Origin of the sequence: Chondromyces apiculatus DSM 436 (assembly GCF_000601485.1) — a bacterium.
In the GTDB taxonomy this organism is placed as follows: Bacteria; Myxococcota_A; Polyangia; order Polyangiales; family Polyangiaceae; genus Chondromyces; species Chondromyces apiculatus.
In genome coordinates, this window is record NZ_ASRX01000133.1 from 1 (window position 1) to 12,240 (window position 12,240).

A 12,240-nucleotide genomic window follows, 5' to 3' on the forward strand; every position below is an offset into this window, starting at 1 on the left:
CTCGCCCACCTCGCCCACCTCGCCCACCACGCCCACCGCGCACATCACCCCGCTGCCGTGCAGCGACGCTCCGCCCACGCCGGCCTGGCTCCCCGGGATCCCGCCGCCTCCCTGGCCGTTGCTGGCGCCGGTGCCTCCCGCGGGCGAGTTCCCACCGTTGCCGTTGCCGCTCCCGCCTGCGCCGCCCGCAGCGCCGCCCCCGCTGCTGCTCGCGCTGGTGCTGGCGTCCTCGATCAGGCAGCCACCTGCGATGCACACCCCGCCCGGGCAGGGCGCCCCCTCGTTCGAGTAGGCCGCGCACTCTCCCGTGAGCGGGAAGCAGCCCAGCACCTGGCACACGTTCCCCGACGGCGGGCACACCACCGGCTCGGTCCCCACGCACACCCCGCCCTGGCACACGTCGACGGCGGTGCAGGCTTGCCCATCGTCGCAGGGCGAGCCATCGGGCCGCGGCGGATCGGCGCAGGAGCAGGCGTCCCCGATCCCGTCGCCGTTCGCGTCCTCCTGCCCCGCGTTCGGCGTGCGCGGGCAGTTGTCCGCGGCGTCGAGCACCCCGTCGCCGTCGTCGTCGGGATCGCACACGTCGCCCAGCCCGTCGCCGTCGAGATCGGCCTGGCTCGGGTTGTAGACCGCCGGGCAGTTGTCGACGGCGTCCTGCACCCCGTCGCCGTCTGCGTCGGCGATGGCGCACACCCCGTTCTGGCACGTCCCTCCGCCGGGGCAGGGCGCCCCGTTCGGCCGCACCGGCTGCGTGCAGGCTCCCGTGGTCGGATCGCACGTCCCCTGCTCGTGGCACGCGTCGGGTGGCGGGCACACCACCGGCGTCCCTCCGGCGCAGCTCCCTCCGAGGCAGCCATCGCCCACCGTGCAGGCGTTTTGATCGTCGCACGCCGCCCCGTCGGCTTTCTGCACCGGCGTGCACACGCCGCTGGCCATGTCGCAGGTCCCCTGCTCGTGGCAGGTGTTGGGAGGCGCGCACACCACCGGGTTCTGGCTGGTGCACACCCCGCCCGTGCAGGTGTCGGTGTCGGTGCAAGCATTGCCATCGCCGCAGGCGCTGCCGTCCGGTGCGGGCGGGTCGGAGCACATCCCCGTCGCCGGATCGCAGGTCCCGGTCAGCCGGCACGTCCCCGGCTGCGGCGCCGGGCAGGCCACCATCGCGCCACCGCTGCACGCGCCGCTCTGGCAGGTGTCGTTTGTCGTGCAGGCGTTGGCGTCGTTGCACGCCGTCCCGTTGGGCCGCATCGGCGTCGAGCAGATCCCGGTCGCCGGGTTGCACGTCCCCGCCGTGTGGCAGGGGCTGATGGCCGTGCACGTCTTCGGCGCCCCGCCCACGCACACCCCGCCGTGGCACACGTCGCCGTCGGTGCAGGCGTTGCCATCGTTGCAGGCGTTGTCGTTGGGCGCCCGCTGGCAGAGCATCGCCACGCAGGTGTCGGTCGTGCAGGGGTTCCCGTCGTCACACTCGGCGTTCGACTGACAGGTGCCCGAGGCCCAGATCCACGTGTCGGAGTAGATGGTGTTTCCGCTCGAGGAATATGTCGCCCCCGCCGCCAGATCGTCGTTGCCGTAGGCGATCATCGCGATCGGCTCGCCGAGCGTGTCGATCCCCACGAAGGCCGAGTCTCCGGTCGGCTGCCAGCTCACCTGCCCGATCAGCGTCCCGTTCGTCCTCCAGGCCGTCAGGAACTGCTGGCCATTGGTGCTGGCGGTGAGGCCGACCTGGGTCACCTTGGTGGTGAACCGCGCCACGTGTCCGCCCGATGCAGCCTGGCCGACGTGCGCACCCCCGCCCGTGGGGTTCGGGAAGAGGGAGGGATAGAAGGTGTACGCCGGGCGCGAGGTGCTCCCCTGGGTCACGCAGTTCTGCAGGATCCCGCCGAAATCACCTTGCTGCCAGACGAGGTGCTGCGACGCGTACACATCGGAGGGCACGTACCCCGTCGTCGGCCCCTCGTCGAAGTTGCCGCTCCCGATGGCGCCCACGATCTGGTTCTTGTGCGTCAGCGCCTGGACGGCCCCCACGCTGGTGATCGTCCCTGCCTGCGCCGCACCTGCCGCGGTGAGCACCGGCAGCGCCAGGGTCAGCAGGAGGCCTCGCGTCACTCTTCGCATCGCGCCAACCTACCCTGATCTCGACCCTGAAGGGCACGCCCTCGCACGCGGCGATGCCCGAGATCGGTCACGCCGCGCGACGAGGAACGGTCACGCCGCGCGACGAGGAACGGTCACGCCGCGTGACGAGGAACGGTCACGCCGCGTGACGATGGAGGAGGGGAGGGCACCCCGGCCCCCCGGGTGCGCTCACCCCCTCCATTCCGGCCCTCCCGGTGCGCTCATCCCCGGGCGTTGCGCCGCCGCCGGAACGCCAGCAGCAGCGACACCGCCGAGAGCACCCAGGGCGCCCCGCCAGAGCGCCCCTCGCGCCCGCCGCCCCCGTCACGCCCGTCGCCCGCGCTGCCACCGCCGCCCACTGCCCCGCCCACCGCGCACGTCACCCCGCTGCCGTGCAGCGACGCCCCGCCCACGCCCGCCGGGCTCCCCGCGCCCGCGCCGCTCCCCGCGCCGCTCCCGTTCCCCATGCCGGCCCCGCTGCCGCCCGTGGGCGCGCTCCCCCCGTTGCCGTTGCCTCCCGCGCCGCTGCCCCCGCTGCCGCTGGTCGCGCTGGTGCTGGCCCCCTCGATCAGGCACCCACCCGCCACGCACACCCCGCCGGGGCAAGGCGCTCCCTCGTTCGAGTAGGCCGTGCACTCGCCCGTGATCGGGAAGCAGCCCGTCACCTGGCAGACGTTGCCGGATGGTGGGCACACCACCGGCTCGGTCCCCACGCACACCCCGCCCTGGCACACGTCGACGGCGGTGCAGGCCTGTCCATCGTCGCAGGGTGAGCCATCGGGCCGCGGCGGATCGGCGCAGGAGCAAGCGTCCCCGATCCCGTCACCGTTCGCGTCTTCCTGCCCGGGGTTCGGCGTGCGCGGGCAGTTGTCGGCAGCGTCGAGCACCCCGTCGCCGTCGTCGTCGGGGTCGCACAGATCGCCGAGCCCGTCGCCGTCGAGATCGGCCTGGCTCGGGTTGTAGACCGCCGGGCAGTTGTCGACGGCGTCCTGCACCCCGTCGCCGTCCGCGTCGGCGATGGCGCACACCCCGTTCTGGCACGTCCCCCCGCCCCCGCAGGGCGTCCCGTTCGGCCGCACCGGCTGCGTGCAGGCTCCCGTGGTCGGATCGCACGCCCCCTGCTCGTGGCACGCATCGGGCGGTGGGCACTGCACCGGGGTACCTGCCGCGCAGCTCCCTGCCTGGCAGCCATCGCCCACCGTGCAGGCGTTGGCGTCGCTGCACGCCGCCCCGTCGACCTTCTGCACCGGCGTGCACACGCCGCTCGCCACGTCGCAGGTCCCCTGCACATGACAGTCGTTGGGGGGCGCGCACACCACCGGGTTCTGGCTGGTGCACGCCCCGCCCATGCAGGTGTCGGTGTCGGTGCAGGCGTTGCCGTCGCCGCAGCCGCTGCCGTCGGGCGCGGGCGGGTCGGAGCACATCCCCGTCGTCGGATCGCAGGCGCCCTGGAGCCGGCACGTCCCCGGCTGCGGCTCCGGGCAGGTCACCGGGGCCTGGCCCACGCACGACCCCCCCTGGCAGCCGTCGACCTGGGTGCAGGCGTTGCCGTCGTCGCACGCCGTCCCGTTGGGCAGGGTGGGCGTCGAGCACATCCCGGTCGTCGGGTCGCAGAGCCCCGCCGCGTGGCAACCGTCGATGGCCGTGCACGTCTTCGGCGTCCCCCCGACGCACGACCCCCCCTGGCACACGTCGCCGTCGGTGCAGGCGTTGCCGTCGCTGCACGCTGCGGTGTTGTTCACCCGCTGGCACGCGGAGCCCACGCAGGTGTCGGTGGTGCAGGGGTTCCCGTCGTCGCACTGCGCGTTCGTGGTGCAGCTCCCCGTGGCCCAGATCCACGAGTCGCTGAAGGTCGTCGCGCCGCCGATGTCGAAGGCTCCGCCGCCCATGAGATCGTCGTTGCCGAAGGCGACCATCGCGATCGGCTCGCCGAGCGTGTCGATCCCCACGAAGGCCGAGTCCCCGTTCGGTGTCCAGCGCACCTGCCCGATCAGCGTCCCGTTCGCCCTCCACGCCGTCAGGAACTGCTCTCCGTTGGTGGAGGCGGTGAGGCCCACCTGGGTGACGTACGTGCTGAACTTCGCCACGAACGAGGTGTAGCTGGCTTGCCCGACCTGCGTGCCGCCCCCGGCCGGCGACGGGAAGTTCCCCGCGGGAGAACCGTAATAGTTCAGCAGTTGCGCCGAGCCCGGGGTGACGCAGCCCGGAAAGAACGTGGAGAACGACCCCTGTTGCCAGACGAGGCCCTGGGCCGCGTACACGTTCGCCGGCACGGTGCCCGACGTGGGCCCCTCGTCGAAGTTGCCCGTGCCGACCACCCCGAGGATCTGGCTGACGTGCGTCAGCGCCTGCGCGTCCCCCGTGGCGGCGATTGCCCCCGCGTGTGCCGTGCCCGCGTGCGCCACCAGGGGCAGCGCCGCCGTCGCCAGGAGCCTCCGCACGATCCTGCTCATCCTGCCAGGCTAACCGGTTCCATCGCCCCCCGGGACACCGGCAGCCACGCCCGCGCCCCGTCCCCGCCTCGTCCCGCACCCCGTCCCGCGCTCCGTCCCGCGCCGCCGTCCACCGCCCCCTGCGACCGGACGCGAGCATGAGAATCCCCCGGCATCGCGGCGCCCCAGCGCATCCGCGCAAGGTCTGCGCCTCGTGCTGGTGCGTTGGACTACCGGCTGCGAGGGCCTCGCTCTCGGGTGCACGAACCCGGATCGGCCGCGTTAGGATGGCCAGGTATGTCCAGGGACGAGCGCGAGGACACCCGTACGCCCGGCGAGACGAGCACCGAGAAGCTCCCCGGAGATCCCGGCGATCCCCCTGTCCGCCCATCGCTCGAGATCTCGTTTTCTCTCCTGCTGCACCACGCCGGTGAGACCTCGGTGGAGCGGCTCGTGCCCGGGCGCCCCCTCGTGGTGGGCCGCGACGCGGTGGCCGACAGGTGCCTCCCGTACCGCAGCCTCTCCCGCCGGCACGCCGAGTTCCTGCTCCAGGACGGCAAGATCAGCGTCAGGGATCTCGGCTCCACGAACGGCACCTGGATCGCCCGGAAGCGCCTCGGCATGGACCGCGTCGACGTCCCGCTCGGCGAGGAGATCACGCTCGGCTCTGACGTGCTGGTGCGCATCCAGTCCGTGGGCGTCCCCCGCGAGTCCGCCTTCGAGCCCGAGGAGATGTTCCGCCGGCGCCTCCAGGACGAGGTCACCCGCGCCAAGCACTTCCGCCACGTCTTCGCGCTCTTCGCGGTGCGCGTCTCCGCCCGGATCGCCGAGGACATCCCGGCCGAGCGCTGGGCCGCGAAGCTCCGGGGAAAGCTCCGCGAGGTCGACCACATGCGCCTCTACACCCCGAGCGCGGCGCTGGTCTTGCTCCCGCAGATCGAAGCCGAGGCCGCCTTAAAGATTGCGCAGATCATCGCCGCCCCCGAAAACGGAGGCGACGGCGGCATCGCCTTCCAGATCGGCCTCGCCGTCTACCCCGCCGCTGCCATCACCGCCGAGGCCCTCATCTCGCTCGCCGACGAGGCGTGCTCGCGCACCAGCACCACCGAGCGGGTGCAGGAGGCCCCCACCGCGCCCTGGACCGCGAGCCTCTCCACCGCCACCGGGGACGACCTGGTCGCCGGCACCTCGCTGAGGAGGCTCCTGCGCGACCTCGCGCCCGTCGCCAACTCCAACCTCACCGTGGTCCTCCACGGCGAGACCGGCACCGGCAAGGAGCTCCTGGCGGGCTACATCCACCAGCACAGCCCCCGCAGCGAGCGGAACATGGTGCGCGTCAACTGCGGCGGCATCGCCGAGTCCATCCTGGAGAGCGAGCTGTTCGGCCACCAGAAGGGCTCGTTCACCGGCGCCGCCCAGCAGCGCGCCGGCATGTTCGAGGAGGCCGACGGGAGCACCCTCTTCCTCGACGAGGTCGCCGAGCTGTCCATGGCCGCGCAGGCCGCGCTCCTCCGGGTCCTGGAGAGCCGCAAGCTCACCCGCGTGGGTACCCACCGTGAGGTGGAGGTCGACGTGCGGATCATCGCCGCCACCCACCGCAACCTGCAGGAGATGGTCGAGGAGGGCAGCTTCCGGAAGGATCTCTTCTACCGCCTCGAAGGCATGGTCCTGGAGATCCCGCCCCTGCGCGAGCGCCTCGACGAGATGGGCGATCTGGTGAGCCTCTTCATCCGCAAGGCCAACAAGCTGCACAAGCGGCAGGTGCGGCGCATGTCCGAGGAGGCGATGGCCCTGCTCTGCGCCTACCACTGGCCCGGCAACCACCGCGAGCTGCGCAACGCCGTGCACCTCGCCGTGGTCCTCGCCCAGCACGGCGAGATCCTCCCCGAGCACCTCCCGGCCACCCTGCGCCACAACCTGCGCGACGACCTCAAGCCGCCCCCCTCGTCCGGCCAGCGCACGCCCCCGGCGACGAGCGCCCCCGCCCCCCCGCCGCTCCCCCAGGGCACCTTGACCGACGAGGTCGAGGCCTTCACGGCGCAGCGCATCCGGAGCGCCCTCGAGAAGACCGGCTGGAACCAGACCAAGGCCGCCGAGCTGCTCGGCATCCCGCGCCGCACCTTCTCGCGCTGGGTGACGGAGTACGGGATCAAGAAACCCGTGAAGCCCTGAAGACGCACAGGAAGAGCACGAGACATGCCCATGGACGTTGGCGGCGACGCGCGCGCGCAGTCCGAGATCTCCACCGAGCGGCTCCCCGACGACCACGCCGATCGCAAGGATCGACGACCCCCGCGGCTGGTCCTCTCCCTCCTCGCGTACGCCCCCCAGGGCCCGTCGAAGTGCGAGCAGCTCCTCCCCGGCAAGTCCCTCGTCGTGGGCCGCGCCAGCCCCTCGGACCTCGTCCTCCAGGGCGCCGGCCTCTCGCGCACCCACGCGCGGTTCTCGCTCGAAGGCGGCAGGATCTACGTCGAGGACCTCGGCTCCACGAACGGCACCCACGTCGACGGCGCCCGCGCAGGGCGCGCCGAGATCCAGATCAGCAGCGAGGTGCGGCTCGGCGAGGTCGAGGTGCGCGTCCTCGCCCACCCGCTCGACAGCGCCCCCGAGCACCCGGTGGACACCGACGCCACCTTCCGCGAGCGCCTCCACGACGAGGAGACCCGCGCCCGCCTGGTGGGCCGCCCGTTCGCCCTGCTCGCGGTGCGGGTCTCCCCCGAGGTCGCCGCGGAGCTGCCGCTGGGCGCCTGGGTCTCTCACCTCCGCGAGCGGCTCCGCCCCGTCGACAGGATCACCCTCGACACCCCCGACACCGCGCTCGTGCTCCTCCCCGAGGCGAATCTCGACGATGCCCGCAAGGTCGCGGGCGCCATCGCCCCCCCGGGCGGCCGCCCGGGCCCCCGGTTCCTCGTGGGGATCGCCGTGTGCCGCGAGCACGCCACCTCCGCCGAGGCGCTCCGCACCCCCGCCCGCGACGCCGCGAAGCGCGCCAGCGCCGCGCACCCGGTCCAGGAAGCCCCCGCGGCGCCCCGGAGCGCGCGCCCCCTCGGAGGGGGCAGCGTGACCATGATCCAGGGCCACGCCTTCGCGCCGGTGGTCGAGAGGGCCAAGCTGTTCGCCCGGGCGCGCAGCAGCCTGATCCTCCGCGGCGAGACGGGGAGCGGCAAGGAGCTGCTGGCGCAGTTCATCCACGAGAACAGCCCGAGGAAGGACAGGGCCATGATCTGCGTCAACTGCGGCGCCATCCCCGAGGGGCTCCAGGAGAGCACCTTCTTCGGCCACGAGAAGGGCGCCTTCACCAGCGCGGAGAAGAAGCAGGACGGCCTGTTCCAGGCAGCGAGCGGCAGCACCCTCTTCCTCGACGAGGTCGCCGAGCTCTCGCCCGCGGCACAGGCCGCGCTCCTCCGGGTCCTGGAGAGCAACACGTTCACCCCGGTGGGCGCGACGCAGGCGATGAAGGTCGACGTGCGGGTCATCGCCGCCACCCACCGCGACCTGCACGCGCTCGCGCGGGAGGGGCGGTTCCGCGAGGATCTCCTCTACCGCCTCGACATCGAGACCCTGGAGATCCCGCCCCTGCGCGAGCGCGTCGACGAGATCGGCAACCACGCCCGCCTCTCTCTGGAGAAGGTCAGCCAGGACAACGGCCTCCCCCTCAAGGCCCTCTCCGGGGAGGCCCTGGCCCTGCTGCGCGCCTACCCGTGGCCCGGCAACATGCGCGAGCTGCGCAACGAGATGGAGCACGCCGCGATCGTGGCCCGCGGCGACACCATCCTCCCCGAAGACCTGCGCCCCCGCGTGCGCGCCGCGCGGCGCGAGGCCCCTCCGGCGCCGCCCTCATCTGGTGAGGGCACGCGCGAGGGAACGCCGCCCACGGTCCCTGGGATGCCGTCCCAGCCGTCCAGGTTGCCCCTGCGGGAGACCCTCAGGCGGACCGAGGAGCGGGAGATCACGGAGGCCATGAAGGAAGCCGGTGGCAACCGCGCCAGGGCCGCCGAGGCCCTCAGCACGCCGCTCCGCACCTTGTCGCGCAAGGTCAAGGAGCTGGGCCTGGACCGGACGCCGACGGACGACGAACCCTCCCCGCCGTCCAGCCGCGGGTGAGCCGTCGTTCCCTGGGAGGCAGAAAGCGCGTGATTTCTGGGAGAGGAGTCGTGTCGTGGGGGACTAGAGGTCGTGTCCTCCGGGACCAGAGGTCGTGTCCTCCGGGACCAGAGGTCGTGTCCTTCGGGACCAGAGGTCGTGTCCCTGGGGACCAGAGGTCGTGTCCTCGGGGACCAGAGGTCGTGTCCTCGGGGACCAGAGGTCGTGTCCTCCGGGGCTCGACAGGATGGTCCTCGGGACTAGAGGTCGTGTCGTCGGGGACCAGAGGTCGTGTCGTCGGGGACCAGAGGTCGTGTCCCTGGGGACTAGAGGTCGTGTCGTCGGGGACTAGAGGTCGTGTCGTCGGGGACTGGAGGTCGTGTCGTCGGGGACTGGAGGTCGTGTCGTCGGGGACCAGAGGTCGTGTCGTCGGGGACTGGAGGTCGTGTCCTCCAGGACCAGACGATTGGCTGCAAAAGCGGACGCTCGGCTGCAGAAGCGGATGCTGGCCGCCAGGCCAGCCCTCGGCGGTCACGCCAGGGGTGGGGCGCGTGGAGACGGACGGGCACCTCGCGCTCGCTCGGGGTGAGGTCGTCGAGCACCTCCGCAACGTGGAGGAAGGTGTCGAGCAGAGCTTCTCGTTCGCGGAGCGTCCGGCCGGTGAGGGTGACCTCGACGTCCGGGTGCACGTCTCCGGGCAGGAGTACGCGGGGGAGACGCCGCTCGGGCACCACTTCGTGGATCCGGCGACGGGGATCGGGCTGCGGTATGGACGCGCGACCTGGATTGACGGCCGGGGCGAGACGGCGTCGCTGCCGGTGCGGTACGGGAACGGCGAGCTGACCATCACCGTGCCCGAGGAGCTGGTCGAGGGGAGCGCCTACCCTGCCGTGCTGGATCCGATCGTGTCGCCCGAGCTCGGGGTGGACAGCCCGATCTACAGGCTGGCCTCCGGCGACCAGATGGCGCCGGACATCGCCTTCGACGGGACGAACTACCTCGTCGTCTGGAACGCCCCGGATTGTCTAGCCTCCAACACCACACCGTACGAGATCCGCGGCGTGCGCGTGTCACCGGCAGGGACGCTGCTCGATCCGACTGTGGGGCGCCTTCTCCACACCGCCACCGCTTACGGGTCGACTCCTGTCGAGAACGTCGACCTTGCCTTCGGTGGCACGAACTACCTCGTGGTGTGGAACGGGAACGTCGACCTGTATGGCATGCGGGTCGACACGTCCGCCACCGCGCTCGGCGCCTTTCCGATCTCCAAGCTCACCAACGTCACCGAGCTGCTCCCCTGCACGAGCGCCGATGGCTGCACGAACGGCGCGTGCTCCGGGATCGCGGTCGTCTGCACCGCGCTCGACGAGTGCCACCTGCCGGGTGCGCAGCTCGGTGCGCGGTCCGGGAGCCCACCCCCCTGCGCGGGACGCCGGATCCCATCCTCGTGAGGGCGCCTCATGGCCGGGGCGCCCTCCTCCTCATTCACCTTCTCCCTCTCGATAACCATCCTCGATGGCACCGCGTCGGCCTTCTCATTGAAGGCGAGGCGTGTCGTCTTCATTTCAGCAACACGCGATTCCATGCGCCCGCAATCGCCATACCAGCTCTGCACGACCAGAGCGTCGAATTTTCGACAGCACACATCGAATCACATGCGTTGCTTCCCATGAACCATTGCACGTGACGTGCCTGGAACATTCTCTAGAAATCGCATTGTCCCCTATTTACAAAGTGAAGGCGGTAGATAGATTGCCTCTCGCGTTGACGACCCGAGCACTGGGGCTCAGGGACGCCAATCCCCTGTATGGAGGAATGAGCAATGGCTGGTCCGACACAACCCGACGTTGGCGAGATGAATATCAATGCCAGCGGCGTGGTCATCAAGACAGTAGCGAAGGAAGACCGCTCGAAGCTGGGCAAGCTGAGGGTGGAGGCGCATGACGCCATGAATGCCGTCATGCTGCTCACGCCCGAGGAAATCGCGAGCGCCGGGCTCAACCCGGACGACGTGACGGAGCTGCGGAGCGTGATCGAGGAGTATCGTCAGGCGGTGATGTTCCTGAAGGCGGCGGAGCGGATGTCCGACAAGCTGCGGCAGACGGTCCTCAGCCACGGGCACACCATCGCGTCGCTCCTCGGCGAGATAAGCGCCCAGGGCCGTCGGCGGGCGCGGGTATCCCCCGAGCGCGGCGACATCCTCGACGCCCTGACGCCGATCATCAACTACCAGACGGCGCCGGCGAAGAAGGCGCGGCTGACCCGGGTGCGGAACGAGGAGGCCGCGGCGGAGCAGGGCGCGGAGGAGCCGACGAAGGAGCCGGCGAAGGCAAAGGCCTTCGAGGAAGACGCGCCGGTCTCGGTCGCGGGCTGAGCGCGCAGGCCCGGGATGACCCCCACCGCGAGGGGGCGTCACGATTGCCTGCACCGCAGTCGCGGGTGAAGAGCCGTCAGCTTGACGGAAGGAACCGTCCCCGGGACGGAGCGGCCACCGGCGGCGCCCACGAGGCGTTCGCCGGTGGTGTCGTTTTGGGCTGCCGGCGGGGCTCAGGAGATGCTTGCTGGTGGTGTGGTGAGGGGGGAGAGCTACGGCGAGCGCCGCCCTCGGCGAGGAGGGCGGGCGTGAGCCGGGCGGCTGCTATCAGGGGTAGTCGAAGGAGCCGACGTAATTCACGGTGCCGGGCGCGCACTGCGTGCTGTCGGTGTCCTCGGTGTAGACGCCCGAGAACTCCTGGGTCGGCTCCCCGGGTCGCTGCACCTTCACGATGTAGCTGACCGGATCGGCAGCGCTGAGGTCAGGGTCGAAGTACTGGTTGTAGGCGTTCAAGCAGATGCTGTAGCTGCCGCTCGGGGGCATGTCGGCAGTGTCCCAGAAGATGCTCTCTGGGCCGGTACCCGTGTCGTCCGTGGCGTCGAGCTGCCCGCCATCGGTGCCGGCGTTCGGGCCCACGTTCAGGTAGGAGATGATGTTGCCGTTAGGCGTGGCGACGAACAGGTCGACGTCACCCGCGCGGCTCCACATCACGTTGATCCGCAGGTTGCCGAAGTCCACGCAGGTGCTGCTCTCGCAGGCCTGGTTGGCGGCGCAGGCGTTGTCGCAGGAGCCGCAGTGGGCCGCGCTGCTGGCGGTGTCGACGCACTGGCTGCCGCAGACCATGTTCGGGGGAGCGCACACCGCCGTGTCGCAGGTGAAGCCGCCGGGGGTGTTGACGCAGGTCTCGCCGGCGGCGCAGTCGTCGACGCCCAGCATGCACTCGTCGATGTCGGTGCAGGTGGTGCCGTCACCCTGGTAGCCGGAGTTGCAGGCGCAGTTGAACGATCCCGGCAGGTTGGTGCAGGCGGCGTTGGTGTCGCAGTTGTCGGTGCCGTTCTGGCACTCATTGATGTCGGCGCAGACCGAGGGGGTTCCCGCGCAGGTGTAGCCGGTCTCGACGGCGCAGGTGCTGGAACAGCCGTCACCGCCCGTCGTGTTGCCGTCGTCGCACGCCTCGGCGCCCGTGATCGAGCCGTCGCCGCAGACAGGCGTGACCACGCCGCCCCCAGCGCCGCCCTCGCCGCCCCCAGCGCCGCCGACGCCCATGCCGCCAGCGCCGCCCGTGCCGCCGCCAGC

General features: G+C 71.6%; 7 protein-coding genes. 4 read left to right on the plus strand and 3 right to left on the minus strand.

Going from position 1 to position 12,240, the window contains the following annotated elements:
• Both CAP_RS53090 and CAP_RS54725 read right to left on the minus strand, forming a co-directional pair.
• The coding region (locus CAP_RS53090; protein ID WP_197041593.1) for a thrombospondin type 3 repeat-containing protein at window positions 1-2,115 on the minus strand (2,115 nt) is incomplete at its 3' end.
• 221 nt (window positions 2,116-2,336) lie between these two features.
• Window positions 2,337-4,568, minus strand: a complete 2,232-nt coding sequence (locus CAP_RS54725) for a thrombospondin type 3 repeat-containing protein (RefSeq protein WP_052376914.1) — start codon at window positions 4,566-4,568, stop codon at window positions 2,337-2,339.
• A 276-nt stretch (window positions 4,569-4,844) separates the two neighbouring features.
• Here CAP_RS54725 and CAP_RS46850 point away from each other — a divergent pair, with 276 nt between their 5' ends.
• From CAP_RS46850 to CAP_RS42540, 4 genes are all read left to right on the plus strand, one after another.
• Complete coding sequence (locus CAP_RS46850) at window positions 4,845-6,719, plus strand: sigma-54-dependent Fis family transcriptional regulator (protein WP_052376915.1); 1,875 nt, start codon at window positions 4,845-4,847, stop codon at window positions 6,717-6,719.
• A 24-nt stretch (window positions 6,720-6,743) separates the two neighbouring features.
• Window positions 6,744-8,651 carry a sigma-54-dependent Fis family transcriptional regulator gene (locus CAP_RS42530; RefSeq protein WP_052376916.1) on the plus strand — a complete coding sequence of 636 codons (1,908 nt, stop codon included), beginning with the start codon at window positions 6,744-6,746 and terminating at the stop codon, window positions 8,649-8,651.
• A 530-nt stretch (window positions 8,652-9,181) separates the two neighbouring features.
• On the plus strand, window positions 9,182-10,081 hold the full coding sequence (locus CAP_RS42535) for a hypothetical protein (RefSeq protein WP_156041665.1): 900 nt from the start codon (window positions 9,182-9,184) through the stop codon (window positions 10,079-10,081).
• Window positions 10,082-10,485: 404 nt separating this feature from the next.
• The gene (locus CAP_RS42540) at window positions 10,486-11,004 is read left to right on the plus strand and encodes a hypothetical protein (RefSeq protein WP_044252250.1); all 519 of its coding nucleotides are present in this window, start codon (window positions 10,486-10,488) and stop codon (window positions 11,002-11,004) included.
• A 267-nt stretch (window positions 11,005-11,271) separates the two neighbouring features.
• Here CAP_RS42540 and CAP_RS46855 read toward each other — a convergent pair.
• A partial coding sequence (locus CAP_RS46855; RefSeq protein ID WP_156041666.1) for an EGF domain-containing protein occupies window positions 11,272-12,240 on the minus strand: 969 nt, incomplete at its 5' end.

Coding starts and splice junctions, on each gene's coding strand:
- CAP_RS54725 (WP_052376914.1), bottom strand. CDS start 4,568: ATGAGCAGGATCGTGCGGAGGCTCCTGGCGACGGCGGCGCTGCCCCTG.
- CAP_RS46850 (WP_052376915.1), top strand. CDS start 4,845: ATGTCCAGGGACGAGCGCGAGGACACCCGTACGCCCGGCGAGACGAGC.
- CAP_RS42530 (WP_052376916.1), top strand. CDS start 6,744: ATGCCCATGGACGTTGGCGGCGACGCGCGCGCGCAGTCCGAGATCTCC.
- CAP_RS42540 (WP_044252250.1), top strand. CDS start 10,486: ATGAATATCAATGCCAGCGGCGTGGTCATCAAGACAGTAGCGAAGGAA.